Below are 26,504 nucleotides of genomic sequence, written 5' to 3'. Positions count from 1 at the left end.
ATTCATGAAACCTGAGGGGTCAGCATAAAACACCAAGAGGATCAACAATACTGTAAGCTTGGCTCAGCCAAGCTTTTGTTTTATTAAGAATGTAAAGAAATTGTGTTTAGTACAAATGGCCCTGTTCGGTGAACAAAAAGCAGGTAAAATGTGAATAAAGTGTGAATTTACACCTGATTGCAGAACTTTTTACCGTCTCAAACGTCTATAGGTTTAGCGGGAATTTAAAGTGGGGTATAAATGTTTATGGAGATTTACATAGTTTTTACAAAATCTTGAAAAAGTACGATTTTCACTTGAAAAATCATCTGAAAGGGAGTAATATAACAATCATGTGAAAAACGAGTGAAGTAAATTGATTAATAAACGAACTGAGATTATAAAAGAATTTAACGACATACAGATTGTCAAGGAGGTAACAATACGATGCTGAAAAACACCTTATCGAAATATCAGATTCTCATCATCACCGGTGTTTTGCTATGGATGAAATCGTATCTTGTTTACAAAATTTCGTTTGATTTGAAAATTGAAAATGCTGTTCAAGAACTGATTTTACTCATCAACCCATTAAGTTCAGTGGTGTTCATTCTTGGGTTTGCCCTATTCTTCTCCGGACGAGCTCGTAATATCGCCACTTTAATATTGAATTTGGTAGCGTCATTCATTTTATTCGCGAACATGGTTTATTACCGGTTCTTCAATGACTTCATTACGATTCCGGTACTATTCCAGACAAGTAACATGGGAGATCTAGGAAGCAGTATCACGACATTGATCTACCCATTCGATTTACTGCTTTTCGTCGATCTCATTATTCTGGCTGTTTACATGAAAGTACGTAAGCTTGAAGCACCGAAACTTTCGTCCAAGAAAATCGGACTTGTGTTTGCTTCCAGTCTGATCATCTTCATCGTAAACGTCGGTATTGCTGAAACAGAGCGACCTCAGCTTCTTACGCGTTCTTTCGACCGTGAAATGCTGATTAAAAACATTGGAGCATACAATTATCATGCGTATGATGCCATCATCCAATCGAAAGCGAAGGCTCAACGTGCCCTTGCAGATGGTAGTGAAATTACCGATATCGAAAACTATGTAAAAGCAGACTACAAGAAGCCGGATCCTGAAATGTTCGGTGCAGCGGAAGGGAAAAACGTCGTACTGATCTCACTCGAATCCATCCAGAATTTCGTTATCGACAACGATGTAGCTGGACATGAGATCACACCTTTCCTTAACGAATTGAAGAAGGATAAGGACACGTATTACTTCCCTAACTTCTACCATCAGACTGGTCAAGGGAAAACATCGGATTCTGAGTTCCTACTAGCGAACTCCATGTATCCTTTACCAAGTGGAGCCGTTTTCTTCACTCATTCACAAAATGAATACCAGGCTGCACCTAAGATGTTGAAGGATAAAGGATATTACTCTGCAACGCTTCATGCGAACAACAAGAGTTTCTGGAACCGTGACATCATGTACAAATCACTCGGTTATGACCGATATTATTCTGTCACGGATTATGAAGTGAAAGATGAAGAGACGATCGGTTGGGGACTGAAGGATGAAAGCTTCTTCCGTCAATCCGTCGACCACATGAAGCAAATGCCTGAGCCGTATTATACGAAGTTCATCACATTGACGAACCACTTCCCGTTCAGCCTTGAACAAGAGGATGAATTCATTCCGGAGTGGACGTCCAATGATGGTACTGTGAACAGATACTTCACGACCGTACGTTATACAGATGAAGCTGTGAAAATGTTCTTCGAAAGCTTGAAGAATGAAGGTATGTATGAAGATACGATGTTCGTCCTTTACGGAGACCATTATGGAATCTCTGAAAACCATAACAAGGCTATGGGAGAGTATCTCGGTAAAGAGATCACACCATTCGAGTCCACGCAATTGCAGCGTGTACCAATGTATATCCACATCCCTGGTCATGGAAAAGGTAAAGTGATGGATACTGTCGGCGGTCAAGTCGACCTACGTCCAACCATCATGCACCTATTAGGAATTGAAACGAAAAACACCATTCATTTCGGATCTGATTTGTTCTCTAAAGAACGTCAAGACTTCGCTGTTCTTCGTGATGGAAGCTTCATTACGAAAGACCACGTCTACACAGATGGCACTTGTTACGAAAAAGCGACAGGTGAACCAGTAGAAGAGGAAGCATGCGACGCATTCAAGGAGAAAGCGAAGAAAGAGCTTGATTATTCGGATCGCATCATCTACGGCGACCTGCTACGATTCTTTGATTCCGAAACAGGGCAAGTCAAATCTGAAGAACAATAAAGCATGAAACCGCGCCAACTACAGTTGGTGCGGTTTTTTTTCGTTATATGGAATAGGGGATATGAGGTGGTGAAAACGCAGCCACACGAAAATGAGCACCTCATAGGCCTGGAATGAGGTGGTGAAAACAAAGAAACGCGAAAATGAGCACCTCATAGAGCTGGTATGAGATGGTGAAAACGCAGGAACACGAAAATGAGCACCTCATAGGGTCTGTATGAGGTGGTGAAAACAGAGAAACGCGAAAATGAGCACCTCAAAGAGCTGGTATGAGGTGGTGAAAATGCAGCCACACGAGAATGAGCACCTCATAGAGCTGCTTTGAGGTGGTGAAATCGCAGTAACACGAAAATGAGCACCTCAAAGAGCTGGTATGAGGTGGTGAAAACGGAGAAACACAAAAATGAGCACCTCATAGGGCCGGAATGAAGTGCCAAAAACCAAGAAACACGACAATGAGCACCTCAAAAGGCGACCAAGAAGTCCTTAACATCCCAACCTAAAGAACATCTTCCTTAAAGATTGTTTCCCCACTCATAACTCTTCATTTTGTCCATATACATGATAGGAGAATGGTGTAATGGAGGGGACTGAGCTATGAAGGTAGTCGTTCGTAAAGGGGATAGTCTTTGGTATTACGCCAAAGTTTTCAATGTACCACTACGTCTTGTTCTGGATTCCAATCGAACGATTGATGCAGCGAATCTTCAGGTTGGAACGCAAATCAACATCCCCGGATATGTGACGGAAAACTATACGATCCAACGGGGAGATACTTTTTATAAAATCGCACAGAGAAGAAAAATCCCTCTGGATGCTTTAACATTATTAAATCCGAATGCTTCACCAAGCAACCTGCAAATCGGCCAGGTCATAAAAGTTCCAGTGCGGGTTCTGCGCTCAGTCGTAACGCCGAAAATGAATTACGACTATAAAACGATGTTGAGACAGTTGAAGCGGTTGAGTGAAATCTATCCTTTCATAAACGTTCGTTCGATCGAGAATTCTGTGCTTGGAAAAGCCATTCCTGAAATACAGATCGGTAATGGAACGAAAAAGGTGCATATGAACGGGTCGTTCCATGCGCAAGAGTGGATCACAACAGCTGTGCTCATGAACTTCTTGAATGATTATCTGCTCGCTCTGACGAATCAGTGGACGATTCGAGGTCTGAAGATGTCACCGTTCTATGATGGTGTCACGCTATCCATCGTACCAATGGTGAACCCGGATGGCGTGGATCTCGTACTGAATGGTCCTCCTGACGATGATTTTTACCGAGATTATGTGATGGAGCTCAATCAAGGAAACCAGGATTTCTCCGGCTGGAAAGCGAACATACGGGGCGTTGACCTTAATAATCAATACCCGGCCAAGTGGGAGATTGAAAAAGAACGGAAGCCGCAGCAGCCAGCTCCAAGGGATTATCCGGGAGACGAGCCGCTCAGTGAACCTGAAGCGATTGCGATGGCTGAGCTTGCTTATCAAGAAAACTTTGATCGAGTTGTTGCCTTCCACACGCAAGGAGAAGAAATCTACTGGGGTTATGAAGGATTAGAACCGCCATATGCGGAAACGATCGTCCAAGAATTCGGAAGAGTGAGTGGGTATAAGCCCGTCCGGTACGTAGACAGTTACGCGGGTTATAAGGATTGGTTCATCCAGGAATTCCAGCGCCCAGGGTATACAGTCGAACTCGGCGAAGGGGTCAATCCACTCCCAATTGAACAGTATGATGAAATCTACCAGGAAAGCCTCGGCATCATGCTGGCGAGTTTATATATGTAAAACGAAAAAAAGCCATTTCCTCAAAAAAAGAGGAGGTGGTTTTTTTGCATGTGATCGTCGTTTCCCACGGATCTTTTTACATGTGCCCCACCTGAGCTTTCTCCTTTGTCCAACCCCCTCCTTTCATTTAAAATGACTATGTTGCTGCTAAATGATCTCGAATACGTAAACAATAGGGTAAGAATGAATGGAGTCGATGCAGGATGGGATCAAACGAAATATTAATCGGTAAAGACCTTACGACTGAGCATCTGAACGGCATTTCATTTGCATTACTGGACCAACAGATCACGACAGTCATCGGTCCATCTGGTGCAGGGAAAAGCTCCTTATTACTCCTTTTAAACCGATTAAAGGAGCCTGCACGAGGTGAGGTATTTTACAAAGGCAAAGCGATTACCCAGATACCTGTAACGGAATTGCGGCGGGAAATCGGGATCGTTTTTCAATCCTCGTATCTTTTCGACGGGACGACTGAGGAGAACATCCAATATGGACCGAAGCTTTGTGGAAAATGGGAGCCGAGTGAAACAAAGCGGTTACTCGAGCTTGTTGAACTTCCTCAATCCTACATATCACGAAAGGTCAGCTCCTTATCAGGAGGCGAACAGCAACGGGTCGCGCTGGCGAGGACGCTCGCAAACCGTCCATCCATCCTTCTCCTTGATGAGGCGACGAGCGCACTCGATATCCGTACAGCTGAACATATCGAGGAACTCCTGTTCAAGCTCCGGGACCAGGAAGGCATTTCAATCATGATGGTCACCCATAATCTTTCACAGGCTGAGCGGATGGGCGATCAGACCTTGTTCATCCAAAAAGGAGAACTGTTGGAGCAAGGCCCGACGAAAGAACTCTTCCAACAACCAAAGACGAATGAATTGAAACAGTTTTTAAAGGAGTAGAAGCGATGCAATCACCCGAAATATCGAATTTATCATTGATGTTTATCATCGTTTTCGTCATCATTCCGGTATCCCTATCCTACTTGTTCTCTTTAGGCTTGACCAAGCCGGTCTTATGGTCTTCGTTCAGGGGAATCGTCCAGCTCTTCATCATCGGGTATGTGCTCACATTCCTGTTCGACCTGCCGAGCTGGCAAGGAATCGGGTTGTGGGTTGGCGTGATGATCGTCGTTGCGACTTTGAATGCCTCACAGAAAGGGGAAGGTATTCCATACGTGAAAGTTGTCGTCTTTTCGATCATCGCCTTGATCGAAATCGTCATCATCTCCCTCTGGCTGCTGTTCGGCTATATCCCGTTCAGCCCGGAAAAAGTGATCCCTGTCAGCGGGATGATCATCGGGAACAGCATGATTGCGATCGGCTTAGCGCTGGAACGGCTCCAAAGCCAGTTTAAAGAAGAGCGGGGTAGGATTCTTGCTGCACTTTCGTTAGGGGCGAATCCGAAACAATCCTCGCTGCAAATCATCCGTAAGACGTTGAAGGCGGCGATGATTCCGAACATCGACGGCTTGAAAACGATCGGCCTCGTCCAGCTTCCTGGCATGATGACCGGATTGATTTTGGGAGGCGTCTCACCGTTGGATGCGGTCCGGTACCAGATCATCATCTCGTTGAGTATTTTCGTATCTGTGGCCGTTTGTGCGATGCTCGTCACGATTATTTTATACCGGTTCTATTTTAATGATAAAATGCAATTGATTGAGATGAATACATAAGGAGGAGAGCCATATGGCAATCGTAGATATAACCGTTATTCCAATTGGAACGAAAAGTCCGAGTGTGAGTGACTACGTCGTCGAAATCCAGAAAGTGCTAGAGAGGAATTCCGACCGGATACTTTATGAGCTTACACCGATGAGCACGTTAATTGAAGGTGAAATGGGGGACTTGCTGGACGTCATACGTGAAATACACGAGGTACCGTTCGAGCATGGTATCGAACGCGTGGCGACGAACATTCGGATCGATGACCGCCGGGACAAGAAAGTTAGCATGCGAGACAAAGTGAATACGATCCAATCGAAATTGAATCAATGATATAAAAAAAGAAACCGGCTCCTGTGAGCCGGTTTCTTTCATGATGAGCGATTAATGGCCTGCGCCCCAACCGCCTGTGTGGAAAAGGTCGATGACAGTCATTACTGTGAACCAACCAAATACCGCTAAGCTAAGAAAGGCGAAGCCTACTGCCAGCATATTTTTCTTTTTTAACTCTCTGAATAGCGCCCATAAACAGAAAAGGGTTACAAGGCCAAAGATAATTGACAATGCCATTAGATTTCCCCCCTTATCGGATTCAAAGTTTCTTTTAGTATTACTATAACCTGATTCTTGAAAAACAATCTATGTAATAGAATGATTGCCTATCCTATTGTACCTGTTTTTCTCGTTCATGTCGAGAATCCTTCCTTACAAAAATGTGACGGTTACCTGATAAGCAGAGGCAATTTGTTCAATCAGTTCCTTCTGTTGGCGATCGACGTAATAATGAATCGGGCTGACCGAATCATCAATGCCGACAAGATGTTCCTCCATTTGCATAAAGGCCATTTTCTCGTCTTCCCCATCCATATCCATCTGAAACGGGATGGACATCTCTTTGTACAGATAGGCATGGTTGGACGACGAGACGAACCCGTAATCCGTATTGAAGGTTGCCGTCGGAGATTGAAGCGGGTAAAGCTCGAACGCTTCTTCGAACACGTTCTCCTGTTGAAAAAGATTTTTCAAGGCTTTAAAATCGGCCTCACTCTGGACGATACAGAGGCGATCATCGCGGTCAACGACGTTTGCGGTATCCGCGATTTTCCTTACAAATTGACTGATGAAGCCAGACCCTTGGTTCCGTAAATCACAATGTTCTACGCCATATACAGTCTGCATAGCACCCTCGCTTTCAAATCGTCATAAGAATTTGATATTGTAAGAATAGGAAGCGTCCTATGTGAAGGACCTGATTCTAGTGTAGAATAAATGAAGAAGCTTGGCAATGGAGGCGATTACAATGGAATGGAAACGTTTATCGGTAGGACCGGTACAAGCGAACTGTTATTTAATCTGGAACGATGAGAATGAAGCGCTCATCATCGACCCCGGAAGTGAAGGGGATCGCATCATTAAGGAAGTACAGGCTGAAGGAATACAACCGATTGCGATTTTGTTGACGCATGCGCATTTTGATCATATCGGTGCACTTGATGATGTAAGGGCGAAGTGGAACCTGCCAGTGTACTTGCATAAAGCAGAATTCGATTGGCTCGGGAACCCTGAATTGAACGGTTCAAGCTTCTTCCCGATGGTCGAATCGGTATCTGCAAAAAAAGCGGACCATGAACTGAAGCCAGGGCAAGAACTGAAGGTAGGAAGCTTTTCCATCGACGTGTTACATACGCCGGGACATTCTCCGGGAAGTGTATCCTTCCACTTTCAAGATGAGGGGATCGTCATCAGTGGGGATGCATTGTTCATGGGGAGTATTGGCCGAACAGACCTGCCAGGAGGCGATCATAAACAATTGCTGAAAAGTATCCACGATCAGCTTCTTACCCTTGATGAAGACACCCTTGTCCTATCCGGGCATGGACCTTCAACGACAATTGGGGAAGAGATGGACTCGAACCCGTTCCTTAACGGCTTTTCGTTATGAAACAGCAGCAAAGCCCGATGATGGCGATTTTAAGCGAGAAAATCAATTCATCAACGAACAAATGCATCAGCTACGCGACGTACATGGAAACGGTTCTCTATGATGCACAGGGCTATTATCAGCGGGATCAGAAGAAAATAGGACGTGAGGGGGATTTTTACACGTCCAGCTCGGTCCATCCCGTTTTTGCGTGGGTATTTGCCGACTATTTCGATGCCTATTGCAAGGATCATCAGCTCCCTTTCGCCCTTTATGAGCTTGGTGGCGGAAGCGGCTCCTTTGCAAAGCAGCTGCTGGATTACCTGAAGCATATGAAGCCGCATCGTTATGAGGAACTGACGTACCATTTCATCGATGTGAGTGTTGGTCATCAGAATGAGGCAATCAAGCAACTCGCCGAGCATGACAATGTGACCTACTTCACGTCTCTGGACGATTTGCAACAACATGAAGGGAAAGCGGAAGGGATTCTTTTTTCCAATGAATTGCTTGATGCGTTTCCGGTCCATGTGATCGAGAAAAAAGGCAGGGAGATCGTTGAAGTGATGGTCACAATGGATCAGTCGGACCGTCTTCAGGAAATCCATCAGCCCATCTCGGATCCACGCATCTTGGATTGGATGAGTTGGAGCGAACTTGAGCTTCCAGACGGTTTTCGAGTGGAAGTGCCGTTACAGATGATGGAGTGGGTGGAAAATGTAGCGGACGTGTTGGCCAGAGGTCTTCTCGTAACAGTCGATTACGGGTATCGGAACGAGGAGCTGCTCGATCCGGCATTACGACAAGGGACGCTGAGAGGCTATTACCAGCATCAATTGATCGAGGATCCCCTTCTGCACCCGGGTGAAATGGACTTGACCGCACATATCCATCTGGACGCGCTCATCAAAAAAGGTGAGGAAGAAGGCTTTAAGGAGAAGTATCTTGGAAAGCAACGTACGTTTCTCCTCGAGCACGGCTTGTTCGACCATCTTGTCGAGCATGAAGGCCGCGATCCTTTTTCAGCGGAAAGCAAGCTGAACCGGGCGATCCGTTCATTTGCAATGCCAGGCGGGATGAGCGAAGCCTATCACGTCCTCATTCAAGAAAAATCATGACCACGAAAAAAAGCTGACCAAAAGGTCAGCTTTTTCATTTCACTTATGAGATTTAATGTCCACCTGATCCAGGGGTCATCATGAAAGTGGTCCAATACGTAAAGCCGATGAAGAAGACTGTTAGGTATGCACCGAAAATATAAATATACATTCTTTCAGATAAGTTTAAGTAACCAAGTGCGACGAACATGATTGTTTGTCCGACAAACAATAGGGAGAACGCTTGCATGCCACCTACATACGCCATAACAGCGATGACAGCCGTCCAGAATCCCATCATGCGGTACATTCTTGCCATATGTATTTCCTCCTTTGCAGCAATGATCATACGGATTAATAAGTGCTTGAAAAAATAATACGCCACTCACTATTATAATGGACTCTTTTAGTATTATAAATCAAATTGAGGAAAAAAGTAAATTACATTTGCTATGTCAATTTTGTGGCGGTTAAACTTTTTCCTTATCCACTACCCATAGTATAAAAAAACCGAGGCAAAATATGCGAAAAAGTAAAATTACGACAAAATATGTAAAAAATATCTTCTATTATGTCAGAATTTTTGTATAATTAATTTTGTATGTTAACTTTTTATATAAAAATTAAGGGGGAAAAAATGAAGAGAATATTTTATTTAATGATGATTGTTGCATTACTAATTCCAATGTTGCAGCCCTATGAACAAGCAAATGCTGTAACGAACAAAGAAGAATCCACGAATTTTATCACTCCACCTGTGAAGTCATTTCCAAAAAAATCCGAAAGACCAGTGGAATTAAAGACAAAACGAACGAAAAATCAAAAAGTTCTTTATAACCCTGATGGGACGTTCACCACAAAAATTTATTCAAAACCTATCCATTACAAGAATAAAAAAGGAAATTGGAAAGAAATCAACAATGATTTTGTTTTAAAAGGGAAAAAATTCGTAAACAAAGAAAATCGTTTCAAAGTAAAGCTCGACAAAACGATTTCTCAAAGGGTCGAACTTGACGATTCGTATATCCAATTAACACCGACGAATACTAGTAAGTACAAGTTAAAAAACCAAGATAATAAAATCACCTATACGAATGTCTATCGTAATGTCGATATTTCATACACGATGTTCGGCGAAAGCTTAAAAGAAGATATCGTCTTACTTGATAAGGATGCACAAACAACTTTTGTATTTGAAGTGGATACGAATTTAACTCCAGTCCTCAATAAAAATGGTGACTTGGAATTTTTAGATGAAAATAAACAAGTCATCTTCCTGTCACCAAAACCGTTTGCATATGATGATAATGGAGTTTATACAGAGGATGTCCATTATGAAATAAACAACACGAACAATACATACGAATTACAAGTAGTCTTGAATGAAGCATGGGCTCATGATTCTAACCGTAAATTTCCAATAATCGTCGATCCGACCATAACCAATAGATCAGAGGATGATGAAATTAAAGATGCTTTTATTGCAAGCGGTTACCCTACACAAAATTATGATCCTCGTGGCTGGCTCGCAATAGCAACAAACGGTTATGGAATTAATAGGACTTTAATAGATTTAGAAATGCCAAGTTTAATTAGTGGTGCAAACATCACGAATGTGACTTTGGATCTTTATCAATATACATCGTCCACAGATATTACGACAGCACAATTATTCCCTGTGACTAAAGAATGGGATGTTAAGACGGTTAATTGGAATAATCAGCCTACTATTGATTCCAACAAAATATTAGCACAATACACTGGCAATGAAATCTCGACCTGGTCTTTTAGTGGCACGGACTTAACCAATTTTATACGTGACATCTATGCAGGAAAAGAAGTGTTCCATGGGTTTATGATAAAAGCTTTAGATGAATCTCAGGACCGAAAAGGATTCTATTCAAGTGAAAGCGGAAACGCACCTGAGCTATCCATCACATATGAAGTTAAAAATGAAGGTATGGAATCATTTTGGGCCTTTGATAATGGTGTAAATTTACTGACAGGTAATTTTGTTACGGGCGGGACGGATTTTCTACTCCCAGGGAGAGGGATTCCTATTGGTATCTCGCGAAATTACAATAGTCAAAGTGATTATACAAGCCCTCACTTAGGAGATAATTGGCGATTTGATTTTGAAATGCATCTGAACACGACAACAAGTACTGGGGATACGGATCCGATAACCTTCACAGATGAGGACGGAACCGATCATATCTTTATATATGATCAAAAGTTAAAAAAGTATATTCCACCGTCCGGGATTCAATTAAAGCTTTATAAGGATAAATCATCCGGCTATCGCTACATCGAAAGTGTAGATAAAACAAAGTACCGCTTTACCAGTACTGGAGAACTAAATCAAATTGAAGATAGTAATGGGAATATTACAACCTTTGAATATACCATTATTCATTATAAAAAAAGGGTCATTAGTAAAATTACCGATACTTCAGGACGTTCAATAACATTTTCTTATCTTAACCCAGATGCAGTATGGATTACAGGCGATGCTTCAATTATGCCTTTTGATATTATATACACCAAAAATGCTAGTAATCAGTTAGTGAGTGTAAAAAAAATAAGCCACACAACGTCAGATGTGGTCGAAACAAAATTCGAATATAGCGGAGATAATCTATCAGCTATCATCGATAATTCGGGAAATCGTACTGAAATACAGTATGATGCTAAAGATCAAGTCGAGTCATTCACTCAAGTAGCTACCGACACGCTCATCACTTCCTATCGTTATTCTGAGACAGGTGAGGGCGTTCAGACTATAAAGACCAATCCAAAAGGTATCAAAACACGGTTCACAGTGAATGGACATGGTAATCTGACAAAAGTTGAAAAAGACTTTAATGAATCTACTGGAACCTCGAAACGGACTTTTGAGCAAGTATGGGATGAAAACAATATGCTTGCCAAAGTTATTGATCCAAAAGGTAATTCTACTGTAGTTTCATATGATGAAAATGGAAATACAGAAGAAATACAAAATGCTAAGGGTCATAAAACGCTTATGAAATACGATGACGATCGTAACATGACCCAAGTCACAGGTTTTATGGGTGACACTTACAAAAGCTATTATGATTCCAAAGGAAATCAGCAATCCTCGGTAAGTATGGTTTCAAGTGGAACCATTAATGACTATCAGGATAATGGAAACCTAGAACAATCTTCAAGTCCAATAAGCTTGGGCTATAACTTGATTCGTAATAGTGGGTTTGAAGATTGGGATAGTACCCTCCCGGAATATTGGTTTGATTTTACAGCAACTGGAGGAGGTTCCGGGAGAATAACAAAGGATACTACGGTTAAGAAGAATGGGGAAAATTCGTTACAACTCTATTCCACTAGCACGATTGGTAAGGCGAATGTAGTTTCTGAGCCAATTCCTGTTTTTGGCAACATCATTTACAATTTGTCATGGGATGTTACCACTTCCAACTTGAATAAAGCGGAATTCTGGGTGAGATATCTTGACAGTAACCATCAGTTACTCTCTGAAGAAAAGGTTACTGAGTTATCTGGAGATGATGGAGCAGGATGGACGCGCCAAAGTTCTAAAATAACCATTCCGGATTATGCATGGTATGTGAAAGTGCAGATAAAAGTTGATACAGGTAAAGTTTGGCTTGACAATGTACAATTACAAGAATCAGCATTTGTGAACGACTATAACTTTACAACCAATAATGGGTTTGAATCCGATCATAACCAAGACGGTCTACCAGATAACTGGAAATCTTCAAGTTCCAATGGAAGTGAAGATGGGTTAGATACATCAGTGTCTAAAACCAAAAAGAACTCGGTCTATATTGAAGGAAATACAACAAGCAGTCAATTTTTCGTCCAAGAGTTCAATATACCAGGGAAAAAAGGAGATAAGTTAATTTGGTCCGGTTATTCGAAATCAGAGAATGTCACGAATACAAGTGGTAAGTATGACATCTTAATGAGAATCGACTATACCGACGGAACGACACACTGGAATTCTGCGTACTTTAATACTGGTACACACGATTGGGAATTCAGTGAAGATTCTAAAGTAACAGATAAGGACTATAATGGTTTCGCGGTCTATACACGTTTGAAGAATGAAACGGGTAAAGCCTGGTTTGACGATATTGTAGTCAAGAAAGAAATTCAAGGTAATCCGATGATCAGTCAATACAACATCATCCAAAACGGAAGCTTTGAAATGTATGACTATAATGGAGATGGAAAAAATTATGCTTGGCAGTTGGTCGGAAGTAAAACACCGATTGTAGTTGCAAATGATGAAAAAGCCTTTATAGGAGAGCGATATGCTCAGCTGACAGGTGGTCCGTCATACTCAATGGTTGCCCAGGATCATCTAGAGCCTGTAGAAGCTGGTAGCACCTATACGTTTACTGCCATGACGAAAGCTGAGGGCATTACGAATAATGGAGCTTATTTAAATATCCGTTATTATGATGCAAACAAGGTTGCACTTGGCACTGTACAATCAAAGTTAATTAATGGTACTTCAGAACAGTGGAAACGATTTGGTGTGGAACTTGATTCGAAGAAGTACCCTCAAGCAAAATATGTTAAAGCTTTTATTACGTTGACGGATAATTCGAATGGGAAGCTCCTTGTAGATGCTGCTAGATTTGAAGAGCAAAATCTATTTACTAGTTACGATTATGATAATAGTGGAAATTATGTAACACGTACAACAGATGAAGATGGTGACACTACTACTTATAATGTCGATCCAAGAGGGAATCTAACCAGAATTGATTTTCCGATTGATGGGACATATGCCTCTTTCGAATATGATTGGCTTGATCGCGTAACGGCTACTGAAGATGCCACTGGACTTAGGAAGGAACTTGTATACAACACAACGACCGGGAATGTTGACAAAGTTAAATATGTGAACAATTCGACCGGTGTAGTGATTGCCACAACAAGCCAAACTTATAATTCTTTTGGCGAAATCAAGAGTTTTACAGATGCGTTAAATCATACTACAACTTATTATCGAGATGAAATAGGTAATATCACTGATATCGAATATCCTACTGGAGGGATAACACATTATCAGCACAATAACTTGAATGAAATCACAAATGTAACGTACACCAATGATCCAACCACATGGTCCTTCACCTATGATACCTCTGGGAATATGAACAAAATGGTCAAAAATGGGACTGAGGTTACGGATTTGACCTTTGACCCTAAAATGGATCAAGTTACGAATATTACGTATCCGAGTTACAAAGGTAAAAGACATAAAGATAACTTATTTTATAACCCTTCTGGATTATTAACCATTTATGATCCAAGTATTTTGAGTGGCCAAACCACTCATGATTATTATGATAGTGGGATGCCTTCTAGCACACAGGGTGCTAACGGGGAAACACTATTAATGATGTATGACGAAAGCGGTCGAATTTCCAAAATCGAAACACAATTAAAAAATGGGAAAACGAGTGAAACTGAGTATAAATATACTGAATCTGGGTTTATGGAAAAAGCCATCCAAATCGTTGATGGGAATGTGAAGATACATGACACCTTCTCGTATGATGCAAATGGGAATTTGATTTCCATAAATCATTATGATGGCAGTAAAGATGAATACACATATGACGTAGGGAACAGACTCACTAAAGAAGTCCATAAAGATCAAAACGGTACAATAACAAACGAAATATCATATAGTTATGATGTGATGGGTAACCGTACGTCCATGACTAAAAATAATTCTACGATCACTTATACCTATGATACTGCTAATCAGTTAACTTCAATCAATGGTTCGAACACGACTCATGATGCCAATGGTAACCTTAAATCAGATGCGAAGTATCAGTACTTTTATGATGTAGAGGATCAGCTCGTACGAGTAGAGAATGGCGCTTCAAGTGTCGTCTCTGAATACGAATATGACTACGAAGGACTCCGTACTAAGAAAGTAACCAGTCAAAAAACAGAATATTACTACTATATGGCTGGTGAGTTATCTTACATTACGGATGAGAATAACAACCTGAAATATAGTTTTACACGTACCTCGACAAACCGACTCGTTTCAATGACTGATCATACAGGGACAAGTCCTAAAACCTATGAATTTGTCATGAATCATCGTGGGGATGTGTTGGGACTTCGTGATACGAATGGTACTCTTGTTGTAGAATATGAGTATGATGCCTGGGGGAATATTTTATCTAAAACAGGAAGCGTCAAGCTCGGAAATGGAAAATATTTAAAGGATGAAAACCCATTCCGGTATGCTGGTGATGTTTACGATGAGGAAACCGGATTCTATTATCTGAAGCAGCGATACTATAATCCTGAAACAGGAAGGTTCTTAACACGAGATGATGTTCCGAGTCACAATCTGTATGTGTATGCGGGGAACAATCCCTCCACCTTTACGGATGCGAATGGGAACTTCTTCGATACGTTACTTGACATCGCGAGTACCGTCGTCAGTGCGGTACGATTTGCGAAAAAGCCGTCCTGGAAAAACGCCGGTTATCTGGCCTGGGATCTAGCAGCTACCTTTGTCCCGTTCGTCCCGGGAAGCTACTCCTACAAAGCCGTGAAATACGGAAAATCCTATGCCGGCAACATGCTGCGGAAGATGAAATCCGTATCTTACAGGTCTTCGCGGAAGGCGAGTAAAGGGAAAGCATGTAACTGTTTTACAGCCGGAACCAAAGTATTAACCGATCAAGGTGAGAAGCCGATCGACGAGATCAAGGTAGGGGATAAGGTCCTTGCCAAATCGGACAAAACGGGCGAAGTGGCCTACAAAGATGTAGTCGGATTATTCCAGAAACAGGCTGATGAGATCTATTACATCCACATTGGGGACGAAATCATCGAGGTAACGGCTGAACATCCATTCTGGTTGGAAGGAATCGGATGGACGCTTGTCAAAGACTTGAATGTAGGGGATTTGCTGCATTCGAGTGACGGAACTCAACTCGCTATCGAAAAGATCGAAAAAGAACCAAGGCAAGCGACGGTCTATAACTTTGAGGTCGCAGACTATCACTCCTACTTCGTATCGAACCTCGGTATCTGGGTGCATAACTGTAGTGTTAAGGGTAAGGGTAAAGATCTAGTTAAATCTAATAAAGGTAATGAATATGATATCACTCCAATGCCAAACCATACCACTACGACATCAGTTCCTAATCCTAATAAAGGTATTCCAAGTAGTTCGGTTGACATTTTAGATAAAAAAACAGGTCAAATAAAAACAAGAAGGTATCATGATATTGAAGGAAGGGCTTTAAGAGATGTTGACTTCACAAACCATGGAAATCCGAAATCACATCCAGAATGGCCTCATGAGCACATTTTTGAATGGGATAGGTCTGGAAGTTTCAGAAGGAAATAGGTGTTTGATATGGAATTAAAAGAGTTTAAGGATAGAATTTTGATGGGTGAAGAATTTCAATTTTATGTTAAAGACAAAAGTTTTTGGATTAGTCAAAATGAAAATGGATACTTTTTGACAAGAGAGCAAGATGGATATTCCCAGTCCTTTAAGTCTGTGGATGATTTATTTCGTTTAGGAATAATACAAGGTATGACATTAGAAGAGGTTTTTGATGATATAGATATTTAATATTCATTTATGGGGCGGTTATCAGTTGAAGATAACCGTCTTTTTTATAGTACGGAATGTCGAATAAAGCGTTATCCATACAGAGAATAACGCTAACCTTTGTAAGTCCTATATGATGTATTAACAAATTAAATTGTACGTATAACACCTTTAAATCGTATACCCTATTTAATGAATTTTATTCTATGTAAATAATCTGAAAATCGTCAGTTACCATCATTCTCACCTTTAAATCCCCTACCTTTGTTTTCTCCTTGCCTTTTTAATTTTTTAGCAACTTTTACGTACATAGAACGATTACTTGTGCAAGAGGACTACTCCACTTCGATTAACTCCTAAATAGAGGATTCTACGATCGAGTGGAAAATAATATTACAAATAGTACTAAAATAACTGCTAGAAAAACTGCAAACAATGCTTATGCTTCTATACACAGAGCAAATCCATCTCTAAAAGGTAAACATATACATAAAATTCAACCTGTAAAATTCGGGGTAGTCCAACTGACTTATCAAACAAAATACCATTAACACCTAAACAACCTGGTGAGTTCACAAAGTATTGGAATAGTCTTCAAAGAAACATACAACGGATGAAATAGGGAGGAAATGATATGGAAGAATTTCTATTAGAGTTTGATAAAAATGAGCCTACGTCATTATCTGTGATTAATGACTTTGAAAAGCAAGCAACCAAAATATTACCAACAGATTATGCAAATTTTATGATAACTGCTAATGGTGGAGAAGGTTCAGTCGGATCATCATATTTAATTTTATGGAAAATTGAAGATATTAATAAACTTAATCAAGCATACGATGTTGAGGAATTTGCTTCGGGTTTATTAATAATAGGTTCTGATGGTGGAGATACCGCTTACTGTATTAATTATAGAAAAGAAGATATATTTTTCGTCAAAGTTCCTTTTATTGGTATGTCAATAGACATGGTCGAAGTATGCGGAGAATCCTTTAATGATTTTTTGAGATATCTTTATGAATTAGAGTAATAAAGTGAAATCTTAAATTAAAGTCCAAAAGGTGTTGGAGTTTTTGAAGGTGTAGCAGTCCCCATAAGAGGGGATTTGGTAGCGGTAATCAAGTATAGAAAAGGGAGGTTGACCCTTCTGGAGAGTAAAATAGAGTGTATTTGTAACGTATTAGATAAACTTAATGGATTTCATTCAATAAATGAATTTGAAAGGTTTTTAAGTTATATTGCTAATCTTGAAATGATTCGGATTTAGTTGAAATTCCTGTGGAAAGTAAATATGGGGGAAGTAACATCTAACAAGAGAAATGGTATAAATGTTCAGAATGTAATCAAGAATGGCGGTTGGTCTATCCGGATTTTCCATTTAAGGGTTTGTGGACAGAAGTTCGATCTGATGCACAACAACAAATGGGAAAAAACAAATAATTGAAGGAATCTTAAGAATAAAATAAGGGGATGATTACATGCAAAATGAGATGAAAAACTTTTTAATTGATTTAATATATGAAATACAAGAAAAGTATAATCATTCATTGTTACCAACTAAAGATGAACGGTTAGAAGAAAAAAACTACAGATTAGGTGCAAATTTTTCATATTATGATGTATTAGAATTAATTGAGTCTCAATTAAAATCTTTCGGATATTCAGTAGAAGATTTTGGTCAAATTGCACCAATATTAGGGGAGAAAATAAACAAATAGATCCACATACATAGATAGAACTGAAGGGAAAAGTGATTTAGTATTTAATCCTGTTAAACAAGGTTCAAACTACTCTCAAGCTAGAGGGATAGAGCATATTTTGTATAGAAACAATGGTGGTAAAGAAAATCTATTAAATAAAATTAATCCTATAAGTCCCCTAAATCCAAGGAAATCACATTATTTGGATGAGGGGAACAAAGTTATTAGATTGAGGTGAGTTAATGTCGAAATTTAAAAATAATGTTGGAGATGTTTTTGAAATTCCTATAGAAATCAACAAAATTGGTTATGGGAGAATACTAATTATTGATTATCCAATAATATTTTGTGAATTTTATAATATAATCCCTTCAAAAAAATATACACTTAATGAATTAAAAGAGAAGGAGACGATATTATCAATATGGTGTTCAAACCATGGTTTACGTAAAGGAGAATGGAATGTAGTAGGTAATATACCCATAGAAACAGAAGTGATCCTTCCATACTTTTGGAAAAAAGATGCCTTTAATCCTAATCAAATACTCCTTGTACCTGGGGAATATTTTATGAAAGAAGACGAAGATGCTCATTCAATTGTGACTACCGCAGAAAAAAGAGGAGATTCACAACCATATGGAGTTTTTGGGCACGATGCTGTAAAGATAAGATATTCACATGAGCTTGAAAAAAACAACTAAACAAATTCATGGTGAAACTAGGATGTCCCGAAAGACTAGCTTATGGGACATCTTTTTGATTTAAGAGCTTGTGTTAAAGGGGGCTTTTGAGTATTGGAGGATATTTAAATTAGTGAAGATAATGAGGCTCTAACTAATTTAGATTTCCCATTGAGACGCCGTTGTAATAATTGTAGGAGGAGGTTTTTGATATTTGGGGAAAAGCTAAGACTAATGGAAATATTTAAAGGATGAAAACCCATTCCGGTATGCTGGTGATGTTTACGATGAGGAAACGGGATTCTATTATCTGAAGCAGCGATACTATAATCCTGAAACAGGAAGGTTCTTAACACGAGATGATGTTCCGAGTCACAATCTGTATGTGTATGCGGGGAACAATCCGTCCACCTTTACGGATGCGAATGGGAACTTCTTCGATACGTTACTCGACATCGCGAGTACCGTCGTCAGTGCGGTGCGATTTGCGAAAAAGCCGTCCTGGAAAAATGCCGGTTATCTGGCCTGGGATCTAGCAGCTACCTTTGTCCCGTTCGTCCCGGGAAGCTACTCCTACAAAGCCGTGAAATACGGAAAATCCTATGCCGGCAACATGCTGCGGAAGATGAAATCCGTATCTTACAGGTCTTCGCGAACGAAGAAGGTTAGTAATAAGGGTATAGGAGAAGGTAAAACTACAGTTGGTAGATGGATGTCAGAAGATGAACTTTCAAAAATGACTAAAACAGGCAAAGTACAAGAAAGTTATTCTGGTACTACCCATGTAGCTCACCCTTCTAATCCAAGTGCTTTTGGAAAACAAGCAAAACCAGGAAGTGTGTACGCTGAATTTGAAGTTCCATTATCTTCTTTAAAGCCAACTAATGAAGGATGGGCAAAAATTTTAGGACCAAACAGTTTAGAAGGGCGTTTAGCAGGTAAAAAAGGTCTACCAATACCACAAATGCCACCCGCTACTAATATACGAACGATAAGGGTGAAGTAAAATGTTAACACTACTAAAGGAATGGGTATCTCAAAACAAGAAAAAACTTGAGGGGTTAGGTATTAAGTTAGATGATTTAACTCATTCTGTTGAAGGCTCACCTGACCCTAGCTTAAGAGTTGACCATGTATCAGATAGTTCTATGGGAAGAATTACTGTTTGGAGTTCAAAAAAAATAGATATTGAAGTAATAGACTTCAGTACAGGAGATACAAAGCTTTATGAACAAAAGGAAATAAACGATGATTTTCCTAACTTTGATTTATTGTTAGAGAATTATGTAAAGAATATGCAATGATAACTAGAGGGTGGCTTGTTTAATTAACAGGCTGCCCTCATTAATTTTTGTGAAAATTATTTTAGGTAACCTAGTACCGAATAAACCGCTTGTTATTTACAGAATAGGGATAACCAATGTAAGCCCTATATAATGGTTCATCAAATTATTTAGTGCGTACAACCACATTAAAACGTATGCCCTATTTAATGTATTCTATCTTATGAAAATAATCATTAAATCATCAGTTACCACCATTTCTATTCTTCAATACCTTACCTTCGCTTTATCCCTGTTATATAAATATTTTCGCAACTTTTACGTACATAGAACGATTACTAGGACGAGAGGCTACTCCACCTCGATTAACTCCTGAATGTCTATGTCTAACACTTTGCATACCGTTTCTAATGTTGATAGATATACCCTGTCCACATTGTCTGAACATAGATGGCTGATTGTATTAGGACGCAGCCTTGTCATTCGTGCAAAATCACGTTGTAATAGGTTACGTTCTTAGTGATTTTCTTTAAGTTTGCTTGATATTGTCATGTTAAATATTAAGACACCTTATGTCATGCCAGATCAAGTAGGAAACAAAGATGATAGTTAGTAAATAAAGGTGGCGGTGTTATTCAACAATCACCTTCTATCATATATAATTTTAGATAAAACTAAGGGTAATGTTAAACTTTACAAAAACATCACTATGCAACAAATAAAAGCAAGAAATATACTCCACAAATAGAGAGTATTACAAAAAAATATGATTTTAGATTTAGATGATACATGGAACAAAGAGTATCTCCCTCATCAAGGAAGACACCCTAATGCTTATCATGATTATGTAATTGATAATTTAAGAACATGCGATAATCTAGCAAAATTTGATGGAAATAAATTCCTTAGGTTGTTTGAAGGTTTGAAAAACGAAATAAGAATTAAACCAGATATGCTTTATAAAGATTTTTGGAGGTTAAAATGAGGTATTTTAAATTATTATTAGATGACAGCAATGAAAATGATGTTGTCGGTCATTGTAATAATACTCATGGTTACGAACAATATGAATTAAGTAATGGTAAATTTATACAAGACTGGAATACAGACATCACTTTTGTTTTTAATCCATCGGAAGGAGATAGACTGACCGATTATTTAGCAAATAATCTCGGATGGTTTATAGTATCAACAAGATTTAAGGAAGTTTTATGTGATTTAGATGAGGATGGAGTACAGTATTTACCTGTAAAAGTAGTTAACTCAGAGGATAATACCGTATTAAATAATTATTACGTAGCAAATGTTATTAACGTAGTTGACGCAATAAATTTTAATCATTCAGATTATAGTGTCATAAGTTTGGATAATGAGAAAATATACTCCATTAGAAAGTATGCACTAGATAAAAACGAAATAAATATGAACCATTTATTCAAATTAAAAGGCCTTGAGATACCTTTATTTGTTTCTGAGTCAGTGGAAAAATTAGTCACTAAAAATAATATTACAGGATGTGACTTCCTTGAGGTAAAAGTAATCTAACACATTTTTAAAACCTTAGAGTAATAAACAAACTCTAAGGTTCTTTTTTTAGTAAGCAACAGGGGGAATAGAGTGCCGAATGAACCTCTTTGTAATCACAGAATAGATCTATCTTAGCAATCCACCACAGATATTTATAAATTTTACTACACATGCAACAACTGTAAATTGTTTGCCTATTTAATTTACCACCATTTCTGTTGATTGTTTTAGAAGATATAAGTAACCGCTTGGAGGGATGAAAATATGGTAAGTTTTCAAGAAGAGTTCATGAAATCACGTGGAAAACCAATTGTATACAAGGGTAAGACAATAATGATGTTAGATAGAATAGCGATAGGAAAAAAGTCAAAGATTAGAATAAAATTCGAGAAAACAAATTCTGAATGGGATCAAGGAATAAGTTTAAAAGTAGACAAAGGTATTATTGTTGAGGGAGAAGAAATAAAGCACCTTAGGCTATGGGAAAAACATGCGCCGAGTTACTTAGAATATGATGTAGAAACAAATAATGGGGAATTGTTACTTTGGAATATTTGGGATACGGGAAACGGTTCCACTGATGCCTGGATAAATGGTGCAGCTATGATTGCTCAAGATTTAGATAACGGTAAAATATATTTTTGTAATGATGGTCACCCAGATGATAATTTTGATGATTTAGTATTTAAAATAGAAATAATCGAATAAATATATAAATCGTTAAGGCTGTTTGTTTTTGCAGCCTTATTTTTTTAAAAAAATCAATTTAGGTCGTAAGAGTCTTGCCAAATCGGACGAAACGGGTGAAGTGGCCTACAAAGATGTAGTCGGATTATTCCAGAAACAGGCTGATGAGATCTATTACATTCACATCGGCGATGAAATCATTGAGGTAACGGCTTAACATCCATTCTGGTTGGAAGGAATCGGATGGACGCTTGTCAAAGACTTGAATGTAGGAGATTTGCTGCATTCGAGTGATGGAACTCCACGTGCCATCGAAAAGATCGAAAAAGAACCAAGGCAAGCGACGGTCTATAACTTTGAGGTCGCAGACTATCACTCCTACTTCGTATCGAACCTCGGTATCTGGGTTCATAACTGTAGTGTTAAGGGTACTAATAATCTTAACAAAAGAGAAAAAGTTACACGTAACACAAAACAAATAACTGAGCACAGAAGAAATATTTCTCTAGATAAATTAGAATACGAAAAAGGTAAATTCTTAGGAAATGACTATATTGAAGTTTCACCTGGTAAGTGGAGGAATAGTGATGGTTCAAGGCAATTCAGAGCTAAGCCCAATGATATTCAAGGAAAACATGGGAATATAGGACCTTACGTCCATTTTGAGTTTTTGAATAAGAATTTTGAAGTATCTAAAAATGTTCATATTAGATTGAGGTAGAGGGGTGGATAAAGTGATTAGAATATATAGGGATGATGAGTATGCCCTTAAACTTGAATTTGATTTTACAGGTGCTACCGAATTAAAAGAAATGTTTATGAAGTCTCTTGAAGAAGGGAAAGCAGGTATACAGATAAGTAATAGCTTTTTAGAGGATTACAAGCCGATTAATGTATTTAGAGTAACAAATCAAGGTAACCCCTCAGAGTTAACTTATAATGATGGAGAATTTATACTAGAACTTGATACAGATATAATCGAGTTTTGTATAGACAGATTTAACGACAGTGTAAGTAAAAGTGATTTCATTCCTGCAGAAATTTGCGATGTTGACTACAAAGATTTTGAGTTAACTATCTATGGTATAGTCATTGGGGAATAAAACAAAAAGGATGGATGGCTGGCTACAATGTAGTCATCCATTTTTTATAGATAGGAGGGAGTACCGAATAACTTTCCTTGGATTTTAAGAATAGGGATAATCCTTGTAATCCCTACATGATGTATTATCGAAATATATAGTACGTACAACACCGTTAAAACATAAGCCCTATTTACTCTATATTTTCTTAAGCAAATAACCATAATATCATCAGTTGCCACCATTTGTATTTTTCAATGCCATATCTTCACTTTCTTACTACCTTCTTCAATTTTTCGCAACTTTTACATACATAGAACAACTACTATAGCAAGAGGACTACTCCACTTCGATTAACTCCTGAATGTCGTGTCTAACACTTTGCATACTGTTTCTAATGGTAGAAGCAAAAGTTAGTTAGTAAATAAAGGTGGCGGTGTTATTCAACTGTCACCTTCACTCATGTATAATTTTTGATAGAACTAAGGGTAAGGGAAATCGTCCTCCTAACCTAACCCCTTATGGTGCAGGACGTAATGGAGCATTTAGACAAGCGAAGAGGAATAGTGGTATACCTGTTTCAAAACAGCCGAAAAAAGTATCTCCTGCAGTTGATAGACGTGGAAATAATATACCTGGTAGAGAATATGACTTTGGTAACGGAAAAATTATTAGAGAGCACTCCGGAGGCCATCAGTACCCTGATGATCCGACACAAAATAGGGGACCTCACTTTAACGATGTTAATGGTGAACATTATGATTACAATATGAAACGGAGGAGGTCATTTGAAATATTGGACGGAATTTTCGGAGGATGTATATTCACTTTTCCAATGGTTTTCAAAAGATGAAGCTATTAAGGAAATTGGATTTGCCCCGAATTTAAGTGTATTTAGCATAATTGGTACGATGATATATTCTAGCGAGGATAGGAAGTTATTTACACGACTATGTAGTAAATTAATAACAGATTCAACCATTGAGAAAACGATATTCAAAGAATATAAATTCTATTTGGTTGGTTTAGCTGCTCATGACGATTTAAATTCCACAATTTTTAAATATCAAAAATTGTGGAAAAGACTAGGGAGACAGTTTAACCTCGATAACTTTACACTAGGTCCAGAAGTTGAATATTCTGAAGCGGGAAATTTATATTACGGAAGTATAGCAGAATTTAAAGTAGATGAATTTTATCATGCGATTAAGATAATAAGTAGTAATCCACAACAATTTGCGATTTTAGGCAGTAAAAGGCAGGATTATCGTTCAGAAAAATTTATACGAACACTTATAAATAAGGTATATGTTAAAGGGACGATTGATTATTTTAAACTTTCATTATCTTCTTGTCCTGATGGAGATTTGGTATTTAGGTGGGGAGATTCATCAGAAGAATGTGAATTAGATATTATCACTTTAGCTCAAAATAAGAGGATGTTTTATGGCGTTCCTTTTAATTAGTATGGGTTGAATTATAGAGTTTGTATACCACATGAGTTTAAAGGCCTTGAGGGGGCCAACCCTCTCAAGGTTTTTTGTAGTTCAATATAAGAAAAAGGATTCTTCTACATAACGGGAAATATTTAAAGGATGAAAATCCATTCCGGTATGCTGGTGATGTTTACGATGAGGAAACCGAATTCTATTATCTGAAGCAGCGATACTATATTCCTGAAACAGGAAGGTTCCTAACACGAGATGATGTTCCGAGTCACAATCTGTATGTGTATGCGGGGAACAATCCCTCCACCTTTACGGATGCGAATGGGAACTTCTTCGATTCGTTACTTGACATCGCGAGTACCGTCGTCAGTGCGGTACGATTTGCGAAAAAGCCGTCCTGGAAAAACGCCGGTTATCTTGCCTGGGATATAGCAGCTACCTTTGTCCCGTTCGTCCCGGGAAGCTACTCCTACAAAGCCGTGAAATACGGAAAATCCTATGCCGGCAACATGCTGCGGAAGATGAAATCGGTATCTTACAGGTCTTCGCGAACGAAGAAGGTTAGTAATAAGGGTACTCCTAAACTTAATGCACCTGCAGCAGGAGATAATATAGGGAATGGTTTAAGAAATAAATGGCCAAACACAGCTAAAGAAATGGATGATATGCTGGGAGTACCAGGTAGAAATGTACCTGATGGCCCTAAAACACCGGGAAGAGGTAAGGTTGTCTGGGAGCCAAATAAAAATACAAAAATAATATATGAACAACATCTTTATCACCGAAATGCACCAGATTTTCATAAAAAACCGCATTGGCATTTAGATACACCTGGTAATTCACATCAAAGATATCTTCCAGGAGAAAATATACCTGGACAAACTTTTCGATTAAAGTGAGGTAAGGAATTAAATGAGAAAAGAAATAAAAACAATAACTATTAATACTCAAGAAGAGGAAAATGAAGGTGTAATTATTTTAAGCACATTTAATGAACAAGAGGTTGGAGTGTGCATATCTAAAAGATATGGTGGAGATGTAGAAATTTGGATAAATAAAGATGAAGCTGTAGAATTGAAAAAAGCTATTGAAATAGCGATAAGAACAATTGGTTAATTAGTGAAAGTTTTAAAAAATTAAGAGTGCGGTGATATCTGTTTATCACCGCACTCTTAATTTCAGTAATACACAGGTTGTTAATAATGGTATCTTGGAATTTATTAATTAATATAAGTCTGTAATTCATATATAAGCCACCCTATATAACTAGAGAGAATAAGAGAACAATTCCTCTTTTTTGTTTTCTTATTATTTAAAGATGGAGTGTCGAATGAAACTCTTGATGTTCTAAGAAAAAATATAACGTTTGAAAGTCCTATACAGTATTTTATTGAATTTATTAGACATACATTCACTTTAAAACGTTTACCCTAATTAATATTTTCTATTTCCATAAATAACCTTAAAATCATCAGTTAACACCATTTTTATTCACCCAAATCTTACCTTCACTTTCTCCCTGCTTTTTAAATTTTTCTCAACTTTGACGTACAAAGAACGATTATTATAGCAAGAGGACTACTCCACCTCGATTAACTCCTGAATGTCGATGTCTAACACTTTGCATACTGTTTCTAATGTTGAGAGGTAAACTCTGTCCATATTTACTGAGTTAAAGGTTTTTTATGTGCGATTTAATCAA

Annotated in this window: 28 protein-coding genes and 3 pseudogenes; 26 read left to right on the top strand and 5 right to left on the bottom strand. The window is 38.6% G+C overall.

Annotated features, from left to right (window positions below; translation table 11 throughout):
- The first annotated feature begins 426 nt into the window (after positions 1–426).
- The 5 genes from V1497_RS12120 (at position 427) to V1497_RS12100 (ending at position 6,098) form a co-directional block, all read left to right on the top strand.
- Entirely contained in the window at positions 427–2,307 is a 1,881-nt protein-coding gene (locus V1497_RS12120; RefSeq protein ID WP_349407807.1) for an LTA synthase family protein, read from the top strand.
- Between the two features lie 597 nt (positions 2,308–2,904).
- Positions 2,905–4,095 (top strand): M14 family metallopeptidase, encoded by a 1,191-nt coding sequence (locus tag V1497_RS12115; protein ID WP_349407806.1) that lies wholly within the window; start codon positions 2,905–2,907, stop codon positions 4,093–4,095.
- Positions 4,096–4,298: 203 nt separating this feature from the next.
- Positions 4,299–5,000 carry a phosphate ABC transporter ATP-binding protein gene (locus tag V1497_RS12110; RefSeq protein WP_349407805.1) on the top strand — a complete coding sequence of 234 codons (702 nt, stop codon included), beginning with the start codon at positions 4,299–4,301 and terminating at the stop codon, positions 4,998–5,000.
- Positions 5,001–5,005: 5 nt separating this feature from the next.
- The gene (locus tag V1497_RS12105) at positions 5,006–5,776 is read left to right on the top strand and encodes an ABC transporter permease (protein WP_349407804.1); all 771 of its coding nucleotides are present in this window, start codon (positions 5,006–5,008) and stop codon (positions 5,774–5,776) included.
- 13 nt (positions 5,777–5,789) lie between these two features.
- Positions 5,790–6,098, top strand: coding sequence for an MTH1187 family thiamine-binding protein (locus tag V1497_RS12100; protein WP_349407803.1), 309 nt, complete (start codon positions 5,790–5,792; stop codon positions 6,096–6,098).
- Positions 6,099–6,149: 51 nt separating this feature from the next.
- Here the strand turns inward: V1497_RS12100 and V1497_RS12095 are convergent, their stop codons facing one another.
- Together V1497_RS12095 and V1497_RS12090 are read right to left on the bottom strand one after the other, a co-directional pair.
- The gene (locus tag V1497_RS12095) at positions 6,150–6,335 is read right to left on the bottom strand and encodes a DUF2759 domain-containing protein (RefSeq protein WP_349407802.1); all 186 of its coding nucleotides are present in this window, start codon (positions 6,333–6,335) and stop codon (positions 6,150–6,152) included.
- 135 nt (positions 6,336–6,470) lie between these two features.
- Positions 6,471–6,944, bottom strand: a complete 474-nt coding sequence (locus tag V1497_RS12090; protein WP_349407801.1) for a hypothetical protein — start codon at positions 6,942–6,944, stop codon at positions 6,471–6,473.
- Positions 6,945–7,065: 121 nt separating this feature from the next.
- Here V1497_RS12090 and V1497_RS12085 point away from each other — a divergent pair, with 121 nt between their 5' ends.
- Entirely contained in the window at positions 7,066–7,707 is a 642-nt protein-coding gene (locus V1497_RS12085) for an MBL fold metallo-hydrolase (RefSeq protein ID WP_349407800.1), read from the top strand.
- Entirely contained in the window at positions 7,704–8,804 is a 1,101-nt protein-coding gene (locus V1497_RS12080; RefSeq protein ID WP_349407799.1) for a class I SAM-dependent methyltransferase, read from the top strand. The genes V1497_RS12085 and V1497_RS12080 overlap by 4 nt, the downstream gene beginning before the upstream one ends.
- 52 nt (positions 8,805–8,856) lie before the next feature.
- Here V1497_RS12080 and V1497_RS12075 read toward each other — a convergent pair whose 3' ends face one another.
- A complete protein-coding gene (locus V1497_RS12075; protein ID WP_349407798.1) occupies positions 8,857–9,102 on the bottom strand; it encodes a DUF2626 domain-containing protein in 246 nt (81 codons plus the stop codon).
- A gap of 339 nt (positions 9,103–9,441) precedes the next feature.
- Here V1497_RS12075 and V1497_RS12070 point away from each other — a divergent pair, with 339 nt between their 5' ends.
- The 8 genes and pseudogenes from V1497_RS12070 to V1497_RS12035 all read left to right on the top strand — a co-directional run bounded on the left by V1497_RS12070 (position 9,442) and on the right by V1497_RS12035 (position 20,079).
- Entirely contained in the window at positions 9,442–16,185 is a 6,744-nt protein-coding gene (locus V1497_RS12070; protein ID WP_349407797.1) for a polymorphic toxin-type HINT domain-containing protein, read from the top strand.
- A 9-nt stretch (positions 16,186–16,194) separates the two neighbouring features.
- Positions 16,195–16,416, top strand: a complete 222-nt coding sequence (locus tag V1497_RS12065; RefSeq protein WP_349407796.1) for a hypothetical protein — start codon at positions 16,195–16,197, stop codon at positions 16,414–16,416.
- A 613-nt stretch (positions 16,417–17,029) separates the two neighbouring features.
- The gene (locus V1497_RS12060; RefSeq protein ID WP_349407795.1) at positions 17,030–17,425 is read left to right on the top strand and encodes an SMI1/KNR4 family protein; all 396 of its coding nucleotides are present in this window, start codon (positions 17,030–17,032) and stop codon (positions 17,423–17,425) included.
- A 448-nt stretch (positions 17,426–17,873) separates the two neighbouring features.
- The gene (locus tag V1497_RS12055; RefSeq protein ID WP_349407794.1) at positions 17,874–18,113 is read left to right on the top strand and encodes a hypothetical protein; all 240 of its coding nucleotides are present in this window, start codon (positions 17,874–17,876) and stop codon (positions 18,111–18,113) included.
- A 224-nt stretch (positions 18,114–18,337) separates the two neighbouring features.
- The gene (locus V1497_RS12050; protein WP_349407793.1) at positions 18,338–18,796 is read left to right on the top strand and encodes an Imm26 family immunity protein; all 459 of its coding nucleotides are present in this window, start codon (positions 18,338–18,340) and stop codon (positions 18,794–18,796) included.
- Between the two features lie 289 nt (positions 18,797–19,085).
- A pseudogene (locus V1497_RS12045) lies at positions 19,086–19,145 on the top strand (hypothetical protein); the annotation flags it as partial.
- Positions 19,146–19,487: 342 nt separating this feature from the next.
- The gene (locus V1497_RS12040; RefSeq protein WP_349407792.1) at positions 19,488–19,781 is read left to right on the top strand and encodes a hypothetical protein; all 294 of its coding nucleotides are present in this window, start codon (positions 19,488–19,490) and stop codon (positions 19,779–19,781) included.
- 1 nt (position 19,782) lies between these two features.
- Positions 19,783–20,079 (top strand): hypothetical protein, encoded by a 297-nt coding sequence (locus tag V1497_RS12035; protein ID WP_349407791.1) that lies wholly within the window; start codon positions 19,783–19,785, stop codon positions 20,077–20,079.
- A gap of 330 nt (positions 20,080–20,409) precedes the next feature.
- Here the strand turns inward: V1497_RS12035 and V1497_RS12030 are convergent.
- A pseudogene (locus tag V1497_RS12030) lies at positions 20,410–20,610 on the bottom strand (helix-turn-helix domain-containing protein).
- Between the two features lie 214 nt (positions 20,611–20,824).
- On the opposite strand from V1497_RS12030, the gene V1497_RS18705 reads away from it, so the two are divergent.
- From V1497_RS18705 to V1497_RS11985, 11 genes and pseudogenes are all read left to right on the top strand, one after another.
- Positions 20,825–21,043 (top strand): AHH domain-containing protein, encoded by a 219-nt coding sequence (locus V1497_RS18705; RefSeq protein ID WP_414703564.1) that lies wholly within the window; start codon positions 20,825–20,827, stop codon positions 21,041–21,043.
- Positions 21,040–21,603: an imm11 family protein gene (locus V1497_RS12025; protein WP_349407789.1), complete on the top strand. Its 564-nt coding sequence runs from the start codon at positions 21,040–21,042 to the stop codon at positions 21,601–21,603. The genes V1497_RS18705 and V1497_RS12025 overlap by 4 nt, the downstream gene beginning before the upstream one ends.
- Positions 21,604–21,849: 246 nt before the next feature.
- A complete protein-coding gene (locus V1497_RS12020) occupies positions 21,850–22,293 on the top strand; it encodes a hypothetical protein (RefSeq protein ID WP_349407788.1) in 444 nt (147 codons plus the stop codon).
- Positions 22,294–22,321: 28 nt separating this feature from the next.
- Entirely contained in the window at positions 22,322–22,489 is a 168-nt protein-coding gene (locus V1497_RS12015) for a hypothetical protein (protein ID WP_349407787.1), read from the top strand.
- Positions 22,490–22,534: 45 nt separating this feature from the next.
- A complete protein-coding gene (locus V1497_RS12010; RefSeq protein WP_349407786.1) occupies positions 22,535–22,993 on the top strand; it encodes a polymorphic toxin-type HINT domain-containing protein in 459 nt (152 codons plus the stop codon).
- Between the two features lie 4 nt (positions 22,994–22,997).
- The gene (locus V1497_RS12005) at positions 22,998–23,375 is read left to right on the top strand and encodes a hypothetical protein (RefSeq protein ID WP_349407785.1); all 378 of its coding nucleotides are present in this window, start codon (positions 22,998–23,000) and stop codon (positions 23,373–23,375) included.
- 409 nt (positions 23,376–23,784) lie between these two features.
- On the top strand, positions 23,785–24,207 hold the full coding sequence (locus V1497_RS12000) for an HNH/endonuclease VII fold putative polymorphic toxin (protein WP_349407784.1): 423 nt from the start codon (positions 23,785–23,787) through the stop codon (positions 24,205–24,207).
- Positions 24,143–24,820, top strand: a complete 678-nt coding sequence (locus tag V1497_RS11995; RefSeq protein WP_349407783.1) for a hypothetical protein — start codon at positions 24,143–24,145, stop codon at positions 24,818–24,820. Before V1497_RS12000 ends, V1497_RS11995 begins: the two co-directional genes overlap by 65 nt.
- An 86-nt stretch (positions 24,821–24,906) precedes the next feature.
- Positions 24,907–25,068: pseudogene (locus V1497_RS18700) on the top strand (RHS repeat-associated core domain-containing protein); the annotation flags it as partial.
- A 255-nt stretch (positions 25,069–25,323) separates the two neighbouring features.
- Positions 25,324–25,701, top strand: a complete 378-nt coding sequence (locus V1497_RS11990) for a hypothetical protein (RefSeq protein ID WP_349407782.1) — start codon at positions 25,324–25,326, stop codon at positions 25,699–25,701.
- A 13-nt stretch (positions 25,702–25,714) separates the two neighbouring features.
- The gene (locus V1497_RS11985; RefSeq protein ID WP_349407781.1) at positions 25,715–25,918 is read left to right on the top strand and encodes a hypothetical protein; all 204 of its coding nucleotides are present in this window, start codon (positions 25,715–25,717) and stop codon (positions 25,916–25,918) included.
- A gap of 462 nt (positions 25,919–26,380) precedes the next feature.
- On the opposite strand, the gene V1497_RS11980 is transcribed toward V1497_RS11985, so the two are convergent.
- Positions 26,381–26,464, bottom strand: coding sequence for a helix-turn-helix domain-containing protein (locus V1497_RS11980; RefSeq protein ID WP_235989001.1), 84 nt, complete (start codon positions 26,462–26,464; stop codon positions 26,381–26,383).
- Positions 26,465–26,504: the final 40 nt, after the last annotated feature.

It is taken from the genome of Pseudalkalibacillus sp. SCS-8, assembly GCF_040126055.1.
GTDB lineage: Bacteria > Bacillota > Bacilli > Bacillales > Fictibacillaceae > Pseudalkalibacillus > Pseudalkalibacillus nanhaiensis.
This window is presented reverse-complemented; position numbering and strand designations above follow the sequence as displayed.